The 17,971-nt window shown below is 59.4% G+C and carries 17 protein-coding genes; 9 read left to right on the top strand and 8 right to left on the bottom strand.

What is annotated here, in order from left to right:
• Positions 1-2: 2 nt before the first annotated feature.
• The 4 genes from INT12_RS10890 to yaaA all read right to left on the bottom strand — a co-directional run bounded on the left by INT12_RS10890 (position 3) and on the right by yaaA (position 5,754).
• Positions 3-1,169 (bottom strand): alginate biosynthesis protein Alg44, encoded by a 1,167-nt coding sequence (locus INT12_RS10890; RefSeq protein WP_017848639.1) that lies wholly within the window; start codon positions 1,167-1,169, stop codon positions 3-5.
• Between the two features lie 38 nt (positions 1,170-1,207).
• Positions 1,208-2,689 (bottom strand): mannuronan synthase, encoded by a 1,482-nt coding sequence (gene alg8, locus INT12_RS10885; RefSeq protein WP_017848640.1) that lies wholly within the window; start codon positions 2,687-2,689, stop codon positions 1,208-1,210.
• Between the two features lie 83 nt (positions 2,690-2,772).
• Positions 2,773-4,089, bottom strand: coding sequence for a nucleotide sugar dehydrogenase (locus INT12_RS10880; RefSeq protein WP_017848641.1), 1,317 nt, complete (start codon positions 4,087-4,089; stop codon positions 2,773-2,775).
• An 885-nt stretch (positions 4,090-4,974) separates the two neighbouring features.
• Positions 4,975-5,754 (bottom strand): peroxide stress protein YaaA, encoded by a 780-nt coding sequence (gene yaaA, locus INT12_RS10875; RefSeq protein WP_017848642.1) that lies wholly within the window; start codon positions 5,752-5,754, stop codon positions 4,975-4,977.
• 131 nt (positions 5,755-5,885) lie between these two features.
• Here yaaA and INT12_RS10870 point away from each other — a divergent pair, with 131 nt between their 5' ends.
• The 5 genes from INT12_RS10870 (at position 5,886) to moaE (ending at position 10,066) form a co-directional block, all read left to right on the top strand.
• Entirely contained in the window at positions 5,886-7,010 is a 1,125-nt protein-coding gene (locus INT12_RS10870; protein WP_193040089.1) for a polysaccharide deacetylase family protein, read from the top strand.
• Between the two features lie 349 nt (positions 7,011-7,359).
• On the top strand, positions 7,360-8,754 hold the full coding sequence (locus INT12_RS10865; RefSeq protein ID WP_017848644.1) for a PhoH family protein: 1,395 nt from the start codon (positions 7,360-7,362) through the stop codon (positions 8,752-8,754).
• Between the two features lie 147 nt (positions 8,755-8,901).
• Positions 8,902-9,375 carry a cyclic pyranopterin monophosphate synthase MoaC gene (gene moaC / locus INT12_RS10860; protein ID WP_017848645.1) on the top strand — a complete coding sequence of 158 codons (474 nt, stop codon included), beginning with the start codon at positions 8,902-8,904 and terminating at the stop codon, positions 9,373-9,375.
• On the top strand, positions 9,372-9,614 hold the full coding sequence (moaD, locus tag INT12_RS10855; RefSeq protein ID WP_017848646.1) for a molybdopterin converting factor subunit 1: 243 nt from the start codon (positions 9,372-9,374) through the stop codon (positions 9,612-9,614). Before moaC ends, moaD begins: the two co-directional genes overlap by 4 nt.
• Before the next feature lie 2 nt (positions 9,615-9,616).
• On the top strand, positions 9,617-10,066 hold the full coding sequence (gene moaE / locus INT12_RS10850; RefSeq protein WP_017848647.1) for a molybdopterin synthase catalytic subunit MoaE: 450 nt from the start codon (positions 9,617-9,619) through the stop codon (positions 10,064-10,066).
• Between the two features lie 147 nt (positions 10,067-10,213).
• Here the strand turns inward: moaE and rhlB are convergent, their stop codons facing one another.
• Both rhlB and INT12_RS10840 read right to left on the bottom strand, forming a co-directional pair.
• Positions 10,214-11,689 (bottom strand): ATP-dependent RNA helicase RhlB, encoded by a 1,476-nt coding sequence (gene rhlB / locus INT12_RS10845; RefSeq protein WP_193040091.1) that lies wholly within the window; start codon positions 11,687-11,689, stop codon positions 10,214-10,216.
• A gap of 96 nt (positions 11,690-11,785) precedes the next feature.
• Positions 11,786-12,442 (bottom strand): alpha/beta hydrolase, encoded by a 657-nt coding sequence (locus INT12_RS10840; protein ID WP_017848649.1) that lies wholly within the window; start codon positions 12,440-12,442, stop codon positions 11,786-11,788.
• Positions 12,443-12,787: 345 nt separating this feature from the next.
• On the opposite strand from INT12_RS10840, the gene INT12_RS10835 reads away from it, so the two are divergent.
• The 4 genes from INT12_RS10835 to INT12_RS10820 all read left to right on the top strand — a co-directional run bounded on the left by INT12_RS10835 (position 12,788) and on the right by INT12_RS10820 (position 16,957).
• On the top strand, positions 12,788-13,819 hold the full coding sequence (locus INT12_RS10835) for an amino acid ABC transporter substrate-binding protein (RefSeq protein ID WP_017848650.1): 1,032 nt from the start codon (positions 12,788-12,790) through the stop codon (positions 13,817-13,819).
• 72 nt (positions 13,820-13,891) lie between these two features.
• Entirely contained in the window at positions 13,892-15,073 is a 1,182-nt protein-coding gene (locus INT12_RS10830) for an amino acid ABC transporter permease (protein WP_169886023.1), read from the top strand.
• 10 nt (positions 15,074-15,083) lie between these two features.
• Complete coding sequence (locus INT12_RS10825) at positions 15,084-16,181, top strand: amino acid ABC transporter permease (protein WP_017848652.1); 1,098 nt, start codon at positions 15,084-15,086, stop codon at positions 16,179-16,181.
• An 11-nt stretch (positions 16,182-16,192) separates the two neighbouring features.
• Positions 16,193-16,957, top strand: coding sequence for an amino acid ABC transporter ATP-binding protein (locus INT12_RS10820; RefSeq protein ID WP_003171943.1), 765 nt, complete (start codon positions 16,193-16,195; stop codon positions 16,955-16,957).
• 64 nt (positions 16,958-17,021) lie between these two features.
• Here the strand turns inward: INT12_RS10820 and INT12_RS10815 are convergent, their stop codons facing one another.
• Both INT12_RS10815 and INT12_RS10810 read right to left on the bottom strand, forming a co-directional pair.
• Positions 17,022-17,510 carry a type II toxin-antitoxin system MqsA family antitoxin gene (locus tag INT12_RS10815; RefSeq protein ID WP_017848653.1) on the bottom strand — a complete coding sequence of 163 codons (489 nt, stop codon included), beginning with the start codon at positions 17,508-17,510 and terminating at the stop codon, positions 17,022-17,024.
• Positions 17,507-17,818, bottom strand: a complete 312-nt coding sequence (locus INT12_RS10810; protein ID WP_046488644.1) for a type II toxin-antitoxin system MqsR family toxin — start codon at positions 17,816-17,818, stop codon at positions 17,507-17,509. The genes INT12_RS10815 and INT12_RS10810 overlap by 4 nt, the downstream gene beginning before the upstream one ends.
• Positions 17,819-17,971: the final 153 nt, after the last annotated feature.

Genomic DNA, 17,971 nt, shown 5'->3' with positions numbered 1-17,971 from the left:
GCTTACAGTCCGGCAGCCATGGCTTTATCGATCAGCCAGTTCAGCGATGGGCCACGGTCGCTGGTGACTTCCACCGGGCGGCCGGCGTAGGCGCTGTCCAGCGGTGCGTCCGGCTTGATCTGCACGCGGATGTCGGAGGACAGGTCGGCGCTGTTCAGGCTGGTGCTGCTGACGATGGTGCCGGTGCGGGTCTGTTCTTCGTCGGCGACCTGGAAGTTCACCGGCGTACCTGGGCGAACGTCAGCGAACTGGCGGTAGGAGAAGCGTGCTTCCACGTTGGCCAGGCTGCCGCGTGGCACCAGTTGGAAGATCACGTCGCCTTTGCTTGCGTATTGACCGTCGGCCACCATTTGCTGGGCCACGATGCAGTCGCAAGGCGAGGTCAGGGTGCCGGTCATTTGCTTGCCGAACAGTTCTTCGACCTTGGCCGGTTGCAGTTGGTCTTCGTCCAGGTGGCCCTTGAGCACGTCGAGCATGCTGGTGCTGAAGGTCGCGAGCGGCGCGCCTTTGGCCGCCACCGCGTCGCCTTTGAGCAGGCTTTGCACGGTGCCGTCGCGGGGCATGGTCACGTTCATGCCGGGCACGCTGACCAGGCCGGCCTGGGCGTGGCTGACGAAGTACATGCCGTACAGCGATTTGAAGACGAAACCGAATGCCGCCAGGCCCACCAGGAAGATCGCCAGGCTGAACGTCACGGCGCGCAGGCGGCCGAAGACGCTCATGTTGCTGCCGCCGTCCTTGACCTTGCGCGCCTTGGTGAAGTTGTCGCGTTGCAGGGTGGCGAGTACGTCGCCCATGGTCACGATATCGCCCGACAGGTGCGACGTGATCAGGTGACGCAGCGTGGAAATATCCTGCGCGTCGAGGTTCTGGAACTGGCAGCCGGTGCGCCCGCTCTGGCGGTCGTAGGAGCGAATCTGCAGCTCCACATCCATCGCCAGGCCGAGGTTGTCGATGACAAATTGCAGGCGACCCTTGTGCACTTCGCCAACGATCAGCGGCTGGGTGGCGGTGAACGCCAGGCCGCCGGCGGACAGGTCGATGACCCGCGCTTCGGTCGGCGTGCGGTCAGTGTTGAAAAAGCGCAACTTGGCCGGGATTTTGACCCGGGCGTGCTGGCGTTGGGCTTCGGATTCGTGGACAACGTTGGCGTTTACTTGGCTGTTCATCAGGGCAATTTCCTAGAGTTAATTCAGGCTTGGCAGGGTCAGACCATCATCAGCAACACGGCGACGAAAATGCTGCCGGCGGAGAAGGTCATGGTCCGAGACGACCAGGTGTTGAACCAACGTTGAAAGCTGGCCAAATCGCGGGTCAGTTTGGTGTCCTGGCGGGTCCAGGACTGTTGATCAAGGCGGAAGAACACGTAGATTTTCACCAGCGCGCCCATGATCTGGTTGTAATAGAGAATCACCGGGTACGCCGGGCCGATCCTGTGCCCGGAGCACGACAGCAGCACGGTCAGGATCAGGCGGGTGATGCCGATCCACAGCAGGTACGCGAGGATGAACGCACCGCCGTACTTGAAGGTGGCGATGATCGCCACGGTCAGACCGAGCAGCGAGGTCCACATCGACACGCGCTGGTCGAACAGCACCACGCTGGTGAACAGGCCGAGGCGACGTACACCCAGGCCCAGGGCGCGGGAGTTCTGGCGCAGGTTGTTGCCGTACCAGCGGAACATCAGCTTGCGGCTGGCTTTGATAAAGCTCTTTTCCGGCGGGTGCTCCACGGTGTTGATCGCGGCATCCGGCACGTAGAAGGTGTCGTAGCCCAGGCGCATCAGGCTGAACCAGCTGGACTTGTCGTCGCCGGTCAAAAACTTGAAGCGGCCCAGGCGCCAGTGTTGCAGCGAGTCGCTTTCCACATCGGCGATAAAGCCCGGGTCGGTGACCACGCTGGCGCGGAACACCGACATGCGCCCGGTCATGGTCAGCACGCGCTTGGACAGGGCCATCGAGCACATGTTGATGTGGCGCTGGGCGAAGCGCAGTTTGTGCCATTCGCTCATGATGTAGCCGCCGCGCACTTCGCAGAACTCGTTGGTGGTCAGGCCGCCGACATTGCCGAACAGCTGGAACCACGGCACGGTTTTGCGCACGACGCCTTCGGCGAGCACGGTGTCGCCATCGATCACTGCAACCACGGCGCGGTCATCCGGCAAGTGGCGGGAGATGGCGCGGAAGCCGAAGGCCAGGCCGTCGCGCTTGCCGGTGCCGGCGATACGCACGAAGTCGAGCTTCACATGGCCCGGCGGGTTCATGCGTTCCCACAGGCTTTTCACCAGCAGTTCATCGGACATTTCCACCAGCGAGCAGACCACGGTGGTGGGGAAGCCGCATTCGATCGCTTCGCGGATCACCGAGCTGTAGACCTGCGCGGTGGTCAGCGCATCGATCCGGAAACTGGTGACCATCAGGAACACATGGGACGGGTCCGCGGCCTTGCCCAACTTGCGCACTTTGCGCCGCAGGTGGGGGTAGACCACGTACAGGAACAGCATGCCGCGAAAGAAATGCGTCGCACCCATCGAGTAGCGCCAGATACCGACGGCGCCAATCAGGAAAATAAAATTCTTCGACTCGGAGTCGAACGTACTCGCCGGCAACAGCAGGGCGAGTCCCATCAGCAGGCTCAAGAAGAACAGCCAGCCGGCGGATTGGAGCAGTACGTGTTTTAACTTGGACATAGGCGTCATCCGCAGGTGAAGGAGGTTTCGAGCTGCAAGCGCTGGGGATCAGGACGCCGGCAGCCCGAAACTTGCGGTTGCTGTTACCAGCAAATACCTTCGGTACGGCCGCTCACACTGGTGGCCTTGGACATGAAGCCCACCAGGTCGACCACTTGCTTGCCGTGCGGTGCGTTATGGGCCAAGGCCCGGAACTTCTCGTCACGGTTGCCGAGGATGATCACGTCGCAGTTGTTGATCACTTCGTCGAAGTCCGAGTTGAGCAGGGACGACACGTGCGGGATCTTGCCTTCGATGTAGTCCTTGTTCGCGCCGTGGACACGGGCGTACTCGACGTTGCTGTCGTAGATGCTCAGGTCGTAACCCTTGCCGATCAGCATTTCCGCCAGTTCCACCAGAGGGCTTTCGCGCAGGTCATCGGTGCCGGCCTTGAAGCTCAGGCCCAGCAGGGCGACTTTGCGTTTGTCGTGGCCGGCGACGATGTCGAAGGCGTTCTGCACCTGGGATTCGTTGCTGCGCATCAGCGAGTTGAGCAGCGGCGCTTCCACGTCCAGCGAGCCGGCGCGGTAGGTCAGGGCGCGCACGTCTTTGGGCAGGCACGAGCCGCCGAACGCGAAGCCCGGGCGCATGTAGTACTGGGACAGGTTGAGGGTCTTGTCCTGGCAGACCACTTCCATCACTTCGCGCCCGTCGACGCCGACGGCCTTGGCGATGTTGCCGATCTCGTTGGCGAAGGTCACCTTGGTGGCGTGCCACACGTTGCAGGTGTACTTGATCATTTCGGCAACGGCGATGTCCTTGCGGATGATCGGCGCGTCGAGTTCTTCGTACAGCGATTGCAGGACATCACCGGAGGCTTTGTCGAATTCGCCGATGACGGTCATCGGTGGCAGGTCGTAGTCGGCGATGGCGGTGGATTCACGCAGGAACTCTGGGTTGACCGCAACGCCGAAGTCGACGCCGGCTTTCTTGCCGGAGCAGTCTTCGAGGATCGGGATCACCACATTGGCCACGGTGCCCGGCAATACGGTGCTGCGCACGACGATGGTGTGGCGGGTGGGCTTGTCACGCAGGACAAAGCCGATCTCGCGGCATACCGATTCGATGTAGTTGAGTTCCAGGTCGCCGTTTTTCTTGCTCGGCGTACCGACGCAAATCATCGACAGGTCGGTAGCGCGGATGGCTTCGGCGAAGTCGGTCGTACCGCGCAGTCGTCCGGTCTCGATACCCTGGCTCAGCAGTTCGCCCAGGCCCGGTTCAACGATCGGCGATTTGCCTGCGTTGATCAGGTCGATTTTTTCCTTGGAGATGTCTACGCCGACCACTTCATGGCCGCGGGCAGACAGGCAACCGGCACAGACTGCGCCAACGTAACCCAAACCAAATATGCTGATACGCATCGCATTTACCTCTGTATTAAATCGTGCCATTAAATGGCCGGAGTTCATGTTTGCAAGCGTCACTGATGCCGCGAAAGTTAGGCGAATAGACGCCGACTTGCCGCGTGCAGGCATGTTGAATAACGAGTGACTAATGATTGCACTCAAGTTGTGCGCAACTTGGCCTTGTTATTGGTGCTTGCCCTGAAATGCAGCCGGCCTTCCTGGGAGAAGGGCCTGGCGCCAGTGCAACAGGGCCTTGATAAAAGGCTGTAAGCCTATAGTTATCAATGCCTTGGGTTATGTCACTGACCCATTGGGGTAAGCACGGCCTTGGCCTTATAGTGTGTGGCAATCGATCCTTATCGCCGCTCTTAACTAATCGGTTGGTAATATGAGCCCAGAGTCAAAGTTTAATGTGACAACTTTGCTACTTCCGTTGGTCGCCATGTAAGTCATCTCTTACAGAAACAGAGAATTCCGTTACCGGTGGTATGAGCGGTGCTTTAGGGCTAAGTTCCTGGCCGCTCATCCTGTTTCCGGAAATTTCTTGAAATATCAGCAAAGATGGCACTGGTACTATATTGATAGCACTTGCTATTTGGGCCAGTAGTTACGGGGAGTTGGCGCGCGGGAATAGTTTTGTGCCACTAGTGATTTAAAAAAGTGGTGCCACTACGAAAAAAAATGACGAATGTCGAGTGAAATAATTGTTAGAGATGCGTCAGGATATTTTTTGACGCCAAATAATTGACGATTTCCGCTGTGAAATGCAGACAAAAATGTGGGAGGGGGCTTGCCCCCGATGGCGGTGTGTCAGTCTATCCATGTATGACTGATCCCCCCATCGGGGGCAAGCCCCCTCCCACATTTGATCTTTAGCGTCTATGAGGGCGGAGCAGGGCCTTATTCCGGTGCGTGATCGCGCAGGAACACCAGGTTGTCCGGCTTGGACTGCTCGGCATTGAAGCGATAACCCTGCACATCGAACTGCTTGAGCTGGGCCGGGTCGTTGATACGCTCTTCGATCACGAAGCGGCTCATCATGCCCCGCGCCTTTTTCGCGTAGAAGCTGATGATCTTGTACTGGCCGTTCTTCAGGTCCTTGAACTCGGTATTGACGATCCGCGCATTCAGCGCCGTGCGCTTGACCGCCGAGAAGTACTCGTTGGACGCCAGGTTGAGCAGCACGTCATCGCCTTGTTCGGCCAGGGCTTGGTTGAGCCACTCGCTGATCCGGGTGCCCCAGAAGGCGTACAGGTCCTTGCCACGGGCGTTGGCCAGTTTGGTGCCCATCTCCAGGCGATACGGCATCATCAGGTCCAGAGGGCGCAGCAGGCCGTACAGGCCCGAGAGCATGCGCAGGTGGTCCTGGGCGTAGCTGAAGTCGGCGTCGCTGAAGGTGTCGGCGTTGAGGCCGGTGTACACGTCGCCCTTGAACGCCAGCAACGCCTGCTTGGCGTTGGCCGCTGTGAACGCCGGGGTCCAGCTGCCGAAGCGCGCGGCGTTGAGGCCGCCGATCTTGTCGGACACATGCATCAATTCGCTGATCTGCGCCGGGCTCAGGTGGCGCAGTTGCTCGATCAACTCCTGGGAATGGTCCAGGTACTGCGGCTGGGTAAAGCGCTGGGTCGCAGGCCTGGACTCGAAGTCGAGGGTCTTGGCGGGGGAAATCACCATCAGCATGAAGTTGGCTCCTGTAATCGTGCTTGTAACGTGGGCGGGATTCTAGGGGGTTGGGCACTTTGACTCCACCTATGATGGCGATAGGCGCGATCCGTTATGATGGCCGGTGATTCTGGAGAGGGAGACCCTGTGTGCGAATAGCGCTTTTATTGTCGGCGTGCCTGTTTTGCCTGAGCGCCCACGCGGCGCCGGTGGACGTGGCCAGCCTGGATCGCGGCACCTGGCCGGAAAAACTCAGCAGCCCTGCGCTGTTCGACGTGGCCTCGCGCGCTGAAATATTGATGTTCGCCCACAGCCTGATCGGCAGCGAAGCCCTGGATGAAGCGGCGCTCAAACAGCGCCTGGGCCTGAAGATCATCAACCTGGCGGCCATCGACGATCTGCGTCGCCAGCTCTGGCGGCGCCTTCTGGAGAATTACACCGCTGCCCAGGAAAGTTGCGAGGAGGATGCGTCGTTCTGCTACCTGGTGGAAAACATGGACGACCTGCGCGAGCAGGCCGGCAAGTTCGAGGTCAGTGACAACTCCTTCTATATAGGCTGGGCCGGCCCAAGCCACAATTTCCACGAGCGTTACCTGGACGAGCTGCTGCGCAAAGCCGCGCTGTTCCCGCAGATCAGCAGCGAAATCGCACGTTTCGGTGACCATGAGCGCAATGGCGACGAATTCAACGACCGCCTGTTCCTGCTGACCTTCGACGGCGGCCCGGCACCGGTCAGTGGCAATACCGACTGGCTCACCGATTACCTGCGCAAGCAGAAGATGAATGCCACGTTCTTCGCCCTCGGCAGCAGCCTGCAAAACCGTGTGGAGCGCAGTTCCGTCGCGGATGTGCAGGCGCTGTATCAGGGGCAGTGCGTAGGCACTCAAGGTTGGCAGTACCGTTCCCACAGCCATTGGGTCGACTGGCAAAGTTCGATCATCCGCAGCGCCGCGCTGGCGCAGAACCTGATGCCGGAAAACTACGTGCCGCTGTTCCGTCCACCCTACGGCCAGCGCCGCGCGGACAGCCAGGGTTTCTTCCAGTCCCAGGGTTTGCAGGTGGCGTTGTGGGATATCGACTCCCAGGACGAGCCAGGCAAGCTCAAGGCCGATGAGTCGGCGCAGCGGGTGCTGACATTGATGTTGTTGTGGCGCAAAGGGGTGATTGTGTTTCACGACACCCAGGACAAGGCGCGGGTCGCATTGCCGATGGTATTGCAGGCAACGGCGCAAAGCGGGCTGGGTTGGCAGGACTGCCGGGAGGCGTTTCGCTGAAGAGGCTGAAGTGCCCGCTCCCGTTGGGGATGCGGCATTTTCGGGGTGATTTTGTACGATATTTCTATGCGGGCCGACTTCCGACTTTAACGGGGTAGCTGGCACTCGGCTAGTGCTATTCGTCATCCTGAAAAATAAACTTCAAAAAAACGTCAAAGTGCTTTTTCCTGTCATGGGTTTTGCGGTATTACGAAGTCAGATCGCCGAAACCTGCAACACAGGTGGCGTCTTCCAAGACTCCTCATGTGGGCACTGCACTTGACGTCACGCAAGGTGCAGTCGGTGGTCGAATCGAGGCGCAGCACTGTTGTGGTATTGCGTCGACTGGCTCCCACAAAGGTGACCGAGTATGGATGATCATGGACGTAACCCTTCTTCCGACCAGCCAATCCTTTATGTGCTTGATACCAACGTACTGATCCACGATCCGAACGCTCTGCTTAACTTCGAAGAACACCACGTCGCCATCCCGATGATCGTGTTGGAGGAACTCGACAAACTCAAAAGCGGGCATCACAGCGTGGCCGCCGAATGTCGCCAGGCCATCCGCCTGATCGACAAAACCCTGGGTGAAGCGTCACCCGAGGACGTCGAAGTCGGCGTGCCGATCCAGCGCGGCAAAAGCGGGCCCAAGGGTTTGTTGTCGATTTTGATGAGCAAGCGCAGCGAGCCCAACAGCCTGCTGCCGGAAAACCTCAACGACAACAAAATCATCAACCAATTGATCGACCTGCACGCTCGTGACAAGGACATGCGCGTGGTGCTGGTGACCAAAGACATCAATATGCGCCTCAAGGCACGAGCGTGTGGGATCGCTGCCGAGGACTACAGTACCGACCAACTGGTCGACGACGTGTCGATGCTGTCCCGTGGTTATCACACCATGACCGGCTCGTTCTGGGACCGCGTCAGCAAGGTCGAAACCCGTCAGGACCACGGTCGCACCTGGCACCAGGTGCAACTGATCGACAACCTGCCGGCGGTACACGTCAACGAGTTCATCATCGACGAACAGGGCTTCGTGGGCTGGATCAAAGAGATCCAGGTCGACAGGCTGCTGATCCTCGACCTGCATCAGGAACCCCTGTTGCACCAGGAAGCCTGGGGCCTGAAACCGCGTGATATCTACCAGAGCCTGGCGCTGTATGCGCTGCTCGACCCGGACATCCACCTGGTCAACCTGACCGGTGCCGCCGGCTCGGGCAAAACCATCCTGGCCCTGGCCGCCGCCATCGAACAGACCATGGTGACCAAACGCTATCGCCGCATCATCGCCACCCGCAGCGTGCAGGGCCTGGACCAGGAAATCGGTTTCCTGCCCGGCACCGAAGCGGAAAAAATGGAGCCGTGGCTGGGGGCGATCACCGACAACCTCGAAGCCTTGCACATGGATGACGAAAACACCCATGGCAGCGTCGACTACATCCTCAGCAAAGTGCCGTTGCAGTTCAAATCCCTCAATTACATCCGAGGTCGCAGCTTCCAGCAGAGCCTGATTTTGATCGATGAGTGCCAGAACCTCACGCCGCACCAGATGAAAACCATCATCACCCGTGCCGGCGCCGGTTCCAAAGTGGTGTGCCTGGGCAACCTGGCGCAGATCGACACCCCTTACCTGTCCGCGACCAGCTCCGGGCTGACTTACCTGACGGAACGCTTCAAAGACTTCCCGAACGGCGTGCATATCGCGCTGCAGGGAGTTCCACGTTCGATCCTGGCCGAATACGCCGAATCTCACTTGTAAACGCGGTCCATGTAGGAGCGAGCTTGCTCGCGAAGAATGTCTACGATAACGCGGGGTCTCTGGAGCCCCGCGTTGTTCTTTGGTTTTTCGCGAGCAAGCTCGCTCCTACAGGGTTTACAATCGACGCTCCTGATCAGGAGTATCCCTGTGCTGACTCATCTCGATTCCCAAGGTCGCGCCCATATGGTCGACGTCACCGACAAGTCCGTGACGTTCCGAGAGGCGGTGGCTGAAGCGCGGGTGCGTATGCTGCCCGAGACACTGAAAATGATTGTCGATGGTGCCCATCCCAAGGGCGATGTGTTTGCCGTGGCCCGTATCGCCGGGATCCAGGCGGCGAAAAAAACCAGTGATTTGATCCCCTTGTGCCATCCGCTGATGTTGACCGGCGTCAAGGTCGAACTGAACGCCGAGGGCATAGACTCCGTACACATCGTGGCGCGCTGCAAACTCTCGGGCCAGACCGGCGTAGAGATGGAAGCGCTGACGGCCGCCAGTGTCGCTGCGTTGACCATCTACGACATGTGCAAGGCCGTGGACCGCGGCATGACCATTGAAAACATCCGCCTGCTGGAAAAGCTCGGCGGGAAAAGCGGGCATTTCAAGGCGGACCAGGCATGAGCATCAACGTACTGTTTTTTGCCCGCTACAGCGAAACGATCGGCCTGGATTCCCTGGAGATGGAAGGCGACTTCGCCACCGTCGACGCGGTGCGCCAGGCATTGGTTGGCGATGCGGGCTTTGACGTGCTCAACGAGACCAGCTTGATGTGTGCGCGCAATCAGGAAATGTGCAGCGTCGACGAGCCGCTCGAAGCCGGTGATGAAGTCGCCTTCTTCCCACCCGTGACCGGAGGCTGAGCATGGCCATCCGTGTGCAGCCCGCGCCGTTTGACCCCGGCGCCGAAGTCAACGCGATGCACGCCGCCAATGTCGGCGTTGGCGCGGTGGTGAGTTTTGTCGGCTATGTCCGCGACTTCAATGACGGCCACGACGTGGCGGGGATGTTCCTGGAGCATTACCCCGGCATGACCGAAAAGGCCCTGGCCAAGATCGCCGTGGAAGCCGAACAACGCTGGCCGCTGCTCAAGCTGGAAGTGCTGCACCGCATCGGCGCGCTGGAACCGGGCGAGCCCATCGTCTTCGTCGCCGCTGCTAGCGCGCATCGCCAGGCTGCGTTTGATGCCTGCGCGTTTGTGATGGACTACCTGAAGACCCGTGCGCCGTTCTGGAAGAAAGAAAGCACCAGCGAAGGTGCGCGTTGGGTGGACGGGCGCGACAGCGACCACGCCGCAGCGGATCGCTGGAAGTAGCCAGCCGAACACCTATCTCAAAATCAGCTGAAATCAAATGTGGGAGGGGGCTTGCCCCCGATAGCAGTGGCACATTCAACATCTCTGTTGACTGACCCACTGCTATCGGGGGCAAGCCCCCTCCCACACTTTTGACCGCATTTGAGCTTAGGGGCGTTTGCGTTCTACAGCCCGGAGCAAGTGCGTCGGCGGTGTCTCGCAGCTGATCTTGCGGCCCAGCAGCGTCTCGATCGACGGCAACTGATACGAGTCATCCTCCCCGGCAAAGCTGATCGACACACCCGCTGCCCCGGCACGGCCGGTGCGGCCAATACGGTGTACGTAGTCGTCGGGCATTTCGGGCAGGGTGAAGTTGATCACATGGCTGATGCCGTCGATGTGAATCCCGCGCCCGGCCACGTCGGTGGCCACCAGCACGCGGATCTTGCCTTCGCGAAAGCCTTCCAGGGTCTTGATGCGCTTGTGCTGCGGCACGTCGCCTGACAGTTGCGCGGCGTTGACGCCATCGCGCACCAGGCGCTCTTCGATACGGCGCACTTCGTCCTTGCGGTTGGCAAATACCATCACGCGCTCCCAACCGTTGTCGTTGATCAGGTTGTAGAGCAGCTTGTACTTGTCGGCACCGGCCACGGCGTAGATGTGTTGCTCGACGTTTTCGCTGGCGACGTTCAGCGCCTCGATCTCGACGATGGACGGCTCGGTGGTCCACTGCTTGGCGAGGTTCATCACGTCTTCGGTGAAGGTCGCGGAGAACAGCAGGGTCTGGCGCTCGTTTTTCGGCGGGGTCTGGCGAATGATCTGGCGTACTTGCGGGATAAAGCCCATGTCGAGCATGCGGTCGGCTTCGTCCAGCACCATCACTTCGACCATGTCCAGGTGTACGTCGCCGCGCTGGTTGAAGTCGAGCAGGCGGCCCGGAGTGGCGACCAGGATGTCGCAGTGGCGCGCTTCGAGGTGCTTGAGCTGCTTGTCGAAGTCCATGCCACCGACAAACGTCATGACGTTGAGGCCGGTGTACTTGGTCAGGTCGGCGGCGTCCTTGGCGATCTGCACCACCAGCTCGCGGGTCGGGGCGATGATCAGCGCGCGCGGCTCACCCATGTAGCGTTCTTTCGGCGGCGGCGTTTGCAGCAGTTGGGTGATGATCGAGATCAGGAACGCGGCGGTCTTGCCGGTGCCGGTCTGGGCGCGGCCGATGGCGTCTTTGCCGGCCAGGGTGAAGCCCAGCACCTGCGCCTGGATCGGTGTGCAGTACGGGAAGCCCAGGTCCTGGATGGCGTGCATCAGTTCCGGTGCGAGCTTGAAATCGTGGAAGCGGGTTTTGCCTTCCTGGGGTTCGACGACGAAATCTTCGAGTTTCCACGGCGTGACGGGCGGCTTGGGCGCGCGTTCACGACGTGCGGCTTTTGGCGCAGGCGCGGCTGCCGCAGCGACTTCGGCCGGTTTCGGCGGTTCGGTTGGCGTCACCTCGAGCGGTTTCGGCGCGGTCACAGGCGCGGCCAGGCCAGGCTGTTTACCGTCGTGGCGGCTGCCGGGGGTCGGGACGGGAGCACTGGGAACTGGCGCGAGCGGCTCAGCCTCGCTTTTGCCGAACATCTTCTTGAGTGCTTTGAGCACGGTGATCTCATTAATTGGTTAAGGAATATACGCCGGCCAGTGTAATGCAAGAATCGGGCGCGGCGTAGTGCGTCTGTCATGTGGCTAAATAAACGGCGGTGTTCAGCGCAGTCGTTCGGCCAACCACGTACCGATATCGCTGATCTCTTCAGGTAACACTTCGTGACCCATTGGGTATTCCTGCCATGTCACGGTGACACCACGGGTCTTCAAGTGCTCGTAAGCGCTGCGTCCCATTGCGTTCTGCACCACCTCGTCGTACTGGCCATGCAGGCACAGCACCGGAATGCGCTGCTGACTGGCGGATAATTCCAGCTCGTCGTCGAAGGTCGGCGCATAAGTGGAGAGGGCAATCACGCCACCCAAGGCGCCTTGCCATTTATGGAAAGCGGTGTGGTACACCACGGCGCCACCCTGGGAGAAACCCGCCAGGAAAATCCGCGAGGCGTCTATTCCGCTGCTTTTTTGTTCCTTGATCAAATCCGTGACCATTTTGGCCGACTCTTTCAGCTCTTCCAGGCTGATGGACCGCGCCGGGCTCATCGCCCTGATGTCGTACCAACTGGGCATCTCATAGCCGCCGTTGATGGTCACCGGGCGGGTCGGTGCTTGAGGCAGGACGAAGCGGGTGGTCAGCAGGTTTTCCTGCAGCGCTTGGGCCACCGGCTGGAAGTCGTAGCGATCGGCACCCAGGCCATGCAGCCAGATTACGCAGGCGTCTGCAGGCTTGGTGGGCTGAAGAATCAAGGGGTTGCTCATGTCTGCTCCATTAATGTGCGTGCGCTCCGATTGAGTGCGACGGAACGGTGCGCAATAGTTTGATCTGTTACGAGAATGTCGCAAGGTTGAATCTTTTGCCATTGACCTTGGGCTGAATCGACTCAGCAGCCACTCTGGTACGCGCTTTGCTATGTGTAGGTCGATGTCAGATCTTTCCTGGGACGGTAACACTATCAGTGACTGCCGTTTGTGGGATAGCAACTGGAATTACTGCGACTGCCTCATGCTGCTTGACCCTAATAAAAGCCAACACGGGTCAATATCGCCTCATAAGGGTGCGCTGAGGTTCTAGCTCCGACACAACAAGAGCAACTGGAGGTTTGAATGAAGGTATTGAAATCCACCCTGGCCATCGTTTCCGCGGCCGCTGTATTGGGTGTCAGTGGTTTCGCCCAAGCCGGCGCCACCCTGGACGCCGTGCAGAAGAAAGGCTTTGTGCAATGTGGCGTGAGTGACGGCTTGCCGGGTTTCTCGGTACCGGATGCCAGCGGCAAGATCCTCGGGATCGACGCTGACTTCTGCCGCGCGGTAGCCGCTGCCGTGTTCGGCGACGCGACCAAGGTCAAATTCAGCCAGTTGAACGCCAAGGAGCGTTTCACCGCGCTTCAATCCGGCGAAGTCGACATTCTGTCCCGTAACACCACCATGACCAGCTCCCGCGATGCGGGCATGGGCCTGAAATTCCCGGGCTTCATCACTTACTACGACGGCATCGGCTTTCTGGTAAACAACAAGCTGGGCGTTAAAAGTGCCAAGGAACTGGACGGTGCAACCATCTGCATCCAGGCCGGTACCACCACCGAGCTGAACGTTTCCGACTACTTCCGTGGCAACGGTCTGAAATACACCCCGATCACCTTCGACACCTCCGACGAAAGCGCCAAGTCGCTGGAATCCGGGCGTTGCGACGTGCTGACCTCCGACAAGTCCCAACTGTTCGCCCAGCGCAGCAAGTTGGCCTCGCCGAAAGACTACGTGGTTCTGCCGGAAACCATTTCCAAGGAACCGCTGGGCCCGGTCGTGCGTAATGGCGACGACGAGTGGCTGGCCATCGTGCGCTGGGTTGGCTACGCCATGCTCAACGCGGAAGAAGCCGGTATCACTTCCAAAAACGTCGAAGCTGAAGCCAAGTCCACCAAGAACCCGGACGTTGCGCGTCTGCTCGGTGCCGACGGCGAATACGGCAAAGACCTGAAAGTGAAGAAAGACTGGGTCGTACAGATCGTCAAGCAGGTCGGCAACTACGGTGAAGTGTTCGAGAAAAACCTCGGCAAGAACACGCCACTGGAAATCGACCGTGGCCTGAACGCGCTGTGGAACAACGGCGGCATTCAATACGCACCCCCTGTGCGCTGATCGCTGATGGTTCTATCACCCGGTGGGCCAACCGCCGGGTGATGTTCTGTTCCATTCTTTCCGGGGCACTTCATGCAAAATAAAATCGGCGCACCCAAGCAGAAGCTCAGCTTCAGCGACCCCAAAGTGCGTGCGTGGCTCTTCCAGATCATCACGATTGTGGCGGTGGTCTCGCTGGGCTGGTACCTCTTCAACAATACCCAGACCAACCTTCAGCACCGAGGCATTACCTCGGGTTTCGACTTTCTTGAGCGCAGTGCCGGCTTCGGCATCGCGCAGCACCTGATCGACTACACCGAATCGGACAGCTATGCCCGGGTGTTTGTGATCGGGCTGCTCAATACCTTGCTGGTGACCGTGATCGGCGTGGTCCTGGCGACCCTGCTCGGGTTCATCATCGGCGTGGCCCGCTTGTCGCCCAACTGGATGATCAACAAGCTGGCGACGGTGTACGTGGAAGTGTTCCGCAACATCCCGCCGTTGCTGCAAATCCTGTTCTGGTACTTCGCGGTGTTCCTGACCATGCCGGGGCCGCGCAACAGCCATAACTTCGGCGACACGTTCTTCGTCAGCAGCCGTGGTCTGAACATGCCGGCCGCGCTGGCCGCCGACGGGTTCTGGCCGTTCGTGACCAGCGTGGTCGTGGCCATCGTGGCCGTCGTGCTGATGACCCGCTGGGCCAACAAGCGCTTTGAAGCGACCGGCGTTCCCTTCCACAAGTTCTGGGCGGGTCTGGCGCTGTTCATCGTGATCCCGGCGTTGTGCGCCTTGATCTTCGGCATGCCGTTGCACTGGGAAATGCCCAAGCTGCAAGGCTTCAACTTCGTCGGCGGCTGGGTGCTGATCCCTGAACTGTTGGCGCTGACCCTGGCGCTGACCGTGTACACCGCGGCGTTTATCGCCGAGATCGTGCGCTCGGGCATCAAGTCCGTCAGCCACGGCCAGACCGAAGCCGCACGCTCCCTGGGCCTGCGCCCCGGGCCGACGCTGCGCAAGGTCATCATCCCGCAAGCCCTGCGGGTGATCATTCCGCCGCTGACCAGCCAATACCTGAACCTGGCGAAAAACTCGTCGTTGGCCGCCGGTATCGGTTACCCGGAAATGGTTTCGCTGTTTGCCGGCACGGTGCTCAACCAGACCGGCCAGGCCATCGAAGTCATTGCCATCACCATGAGCGTGTACCTGGCGATCAGCATCAGCATTTCCCTGCTGATGAACTGGTACAACAAGCGCATTGCGCTGATCGAGCGGTGAGGAAACGAGCATGAGTTCGCATACGTTCAAACCTGATATGCCACCGCCGAGCAAAGTCTTCGGGCCGATGGCATGGATGCGCGCCAACCTGTTTTCCAGCTGGCTCAACACCCTGCTGACCTTGTTGGCGTTTTACCTGATCTACCTGGTCGTGCCGCCGATCCTGCACTGGGCCATTCTCGACGCCAACTGGGTCGGCACCACTCGCGCCGACTGCACCAAAGAAGGCGCCTGCTGGGTGTTTATCCAACAGCGCTTCGGGCAGTTCATGTACGGCTACTACCCCGGCGACCTGCGCTGGCGCGTAGACCTGACCGTGTGGTTGGCCATCGTGGGCGTGGCGCCGTTGTTCATCTCGCGTTTTCCACGCAAGGCGATCTACGGCCTGGGCTTTCTGGTGTTGTACCCGATCATTGCCTTCTTCCTGTTGCGTGGCGGTATTTTCGGCCTGACCAGCGTGGCCACCAGCCAATGGGGCGGCCTGATGCTGACCCTGGTCATCGCCACCGTCGGCATCGCCGGTGCCTTGCCGCTGGGGATTGTGCTGGCGCTGGGGCGGCGTTCGAACATGCCGGCGATTCGTGTGGTCTGCGTGACCTTCATCGAATTCTGGCGCGGCGTGCCGTTGATCACGGTGCTGTTCATGTCCTCGGTGATGCTGCCGTTGTTCCTGCCCGAAGGCATGGGCATCGACAAGCTGCTGCGGGCGTTGATCGGCGTGATCCTGTTCCAGTCGGCCTACGTGGCGGAAGTGGTGCGCGGTGGCTTGCAGGCGATTCCCAAAGGTCAGTACGAAGCGGCCGCGGCGATGGGCCTGGGTTACTGGCGCAGCATGGGCCTGGTGATTCTGCCGCAAGCCCTGAAGATGGTGATCCCCGGCATCGTCAACACGTTTATCGCGCTGTTCAAGGACACCAGCCTGGTGATCATCATCGGTTTGTTCGACCTGCTCAACAGCGTCAAGCAAGCCGCCGCCGACCCGAAATGGTTGGGCATGGCCACTGAAGGCTACGTGTTCGCCGCCCTGGTGTTCTGGATTTTCTGTTTTGGTATGTCGCGCTATTCCATTCATTTGGAACATAAGCTCGACACAGGCCACAAGCGTTAGGAGTTGATGTTATGAGCGAAGCGATCAAACAGCCTGTGAGCCCTGAAGGCATTATCCAGATGCAGGGCGTGAACAAGTGGTACGGCCAGTTCCACGTATTGAAAGACATCAACCTCAACGTCAAGCAGGGCGAGCGTATCGTGCTGTGCGGCCCGTCGGGTTCGGGCAAGTCCACCACCATCCGCTGCCTCAACCGCCTGGAAGAACACCAGCAGGGCCGCATCGTGGTCGATGGCGTGGAGCTGACCAACGACCTCAAGCAGATCGAAGCGATCCGCCGCGAAGTCGGCATGGTGTTCCAGCACTTCAACCTGTTCCCGCATCTGACCATCCTGCAGAACTGCACGCTGGCACCGATGTGGGTGCGCAAGATGCCCAAGCGCAAGGCCGAAGAAATCGCCATGCATTACCTGGAGCGCGTGCGTATCCCGGAGCAGGCCCACAAGTTTCCGGGGCAACTCTCCGGTGGCCAGCAACAGCGCGTGGCGATTGCCCGGGCGCTGTGCATGAAGCCGAAAATCATGCTGTTCGACGAACCGACCTCGGCCCTCGACCCGGAAATGGTCAAGGAAGTGCTCGACACCATGATCGGCCTAGCCGAAGACGGCATGACCATGCTGTGCGTGACCCACGAAATGGGCTTCGCCCGCACCGTGGCCAACCGCGTGATCTTCATGGACAAGGGCGAGATCGTGGAACAGGCGGCGCCGAATGACTTCTTCGACAACCCGCAGAATGACCGGACCAAGTTGTTCTTGAGCCAGATTCTGCATTGATCGATGGTTGATGCTTGAAGCGATAAACCCGGCACCAGGCCGGGTTTATTTTTGCCTGCTGTTTTTACGCGGACGCTTGAGTTGCAAGCTGCGCATCTTTTGCGATCAGCAGATGGTTCAGGTCTTCGCCGGCATTGAGTGCCTCTATTTCGGCCAATAGATGCGGATGTTTATCCAGTAGACGCATCAATGTGAGCAGTGGCGCGGGCGGAAAGATCTCAGCCCTTTCGTAGCGGGAAAATGCGTTATGGCCGCGGCCGGTCAATAGCCTCACCGCGTCTTTCTGCGTCAGATGCAATTTGCGGCGAATTCGTTTCATTTCGGCGGCGATGATTGTCCTGGCATCCATTAACAACTTATCGCTGGCATCGGAATAACGCTCTGCGCTATCGGTGTCCGAATCGAATTCGACCTCGTGACAGGCCTGGCATTCCCAGCCTGCAATATCAGGGATATCCCGGATCATGCCGCGTGTGTTGATCGTGAAGCTGCGACCTTCGAAATGCTGCATTGCGTCATGGGTTCCGCAGCTCATGCATTGTTGGGTTTTCATAAGGTTTTCTCCTTGAAGGAGATTACGGGAGGACCACCGCCTGGGCGGTAAGTCACTTTGATGTAAATCTCCGTAGCGTAAATCTTGATCAGATAGACGTCCTGCCACACGCGGTGGTCTGAATAGGTCGTCATTGACTTGTACAACATTCGATTCTCAAGGGCGCAGACCGCGAGTCGCATCTGGCCGATGTTCAACTCAAGTTGTCGAGCCCCCTCCCGCGCGCTTGCGGTGAATGCTCTGCTACCCAACCTGATGACATCCGCCTTTATCACCGCCAAATCGTAATGAGGTGTGTACTTTTCCATAAGACACCTAAGGCTGAAATTACCCTTTAAGGGTAATTTTAACAATCGAAAATACTGCTCCGTTTCCCTGCCTGAAAACCCTAGTGCGTTGCCTTTGTAGGCAAGTCCGAATAGGCTGTAGGTAAATTCATCCTATGATTGGACGAAAGCGCA

Source organism: Pseudomonas sp. K8 (genome assembly GCF_014889455.1).
GTDB classification, from domain to species: domain Bacteria; phylum Pseudomonadota; class Gammaproteobacteria; order Pseudomonadales; family Pseudomonadaceae; genus Aquipseudomonas; species Aquipseudomonas veronii.
Note: the sequence above shows the minus strand (reverse complement) of the source record. Positions and strands in the feature narration are given on the sequence as shown.

Excerpts from the sequence above, each read along its gene's own strand:
- INT12_RS10840 (WP_017848649.1), bottom strand. The coding sequence starts at position 12,442 with ATGAGCAACCCCTTGATTCTTCAGCCCACCAAGCCTGCAGACGCCTGC.
- alg8 (WP_017848640.1), bottom strand. The coding sequence starts at position 2,689 with ATGTCCAAGTTAAAACACGTACTGCTCCAATCCGCCGGCTGGCTGTTC.
- INT12_RS10835 (WP_017848650.1), top strand. The coding sequence starts at position 12,788 with ATGAAGGTATTGAAATCCACCCTGGCCATCGTTTCCGCGGCCGCTGTA.
- yaaA (WP_017848642.1), bottom strand. The coding sequence starts at position 5,754 with ATGCTGATGGTGATTTCCCCCGCCAAGACCCTCGACTTCGAGTCCAGG.
- INT12_RS10825 (WP_017848652.1), top strand. The coding sequence starts at position 15,084 with ATGAGTTCGCATACGTTCAAACCTGATATGCCACCGCCGAGCAAAGTC.
- INT12_RS10865 (WP_017848644.1), top strand. The coding sequence starts at position 7,360 with ATGGATGATCATGGACGTAACCCTTCTTCCGACCAGCCAATCCTTTAT.
- moaD (WP_017848646.1), top strand. The coding sequence starts at position 9,372 with ATGAGCATCAACGTACTGTTTTTTGCCCGCTACAGCGAAACGATCGGC.
- INT12_RS10830 (WP_169886023.1), top strand. The coding sequence starts at position 13,892 with ATGCAAAATAAAATCGGCGCACCCAAGCAGAAGCTCAGCTTCAGCGAC.
- INT12_RS10815 (WP_017848653.1), bottom strand. The coding sequence starts at position 17,510 with ATGAAAACCCAACAATGCATGAGCTGCGGAACCCATGACGCAATGCAG.
- INT12_RS10810 (WP_046488644.1), bottom strand. The coding sequence starts at position 17,818 with ATGGAAAAGTACACACCTCATTACGATTTGGCGGTGATAAAGGCGGAT.
- INT12_RS10890 (WP_017848639.1), bottom strand. The coding sequence starts at position 1,169 with ATGAACAGCCAAGTAAACGCCAACGTTGTCCACGAATCCGAAGCCCAA.
- moaE (WP_017848647.1), top strand. The coding sequence starts at position 9,617 with ATGGCCATCCGTGTGCAGCCCGCGCCGTTTGACCCCGGCGCCGAAGTC.
- INT12_RS10880 (WP_017848641.1), bottom strand. The coding sequence starts at position 4,089 with ATGCGTATCAGCATATTTGGTTTGGGTTACGTTGGCGCAGTCTGTGCC.
- INT12_RS10820 (WP_003171943.1), top strand. The coding sequence starts at position 16,193 with ATGAGCGAAGCGATCAAACAGCCTGTGAGCCCTGAAGGCATTATCCAG.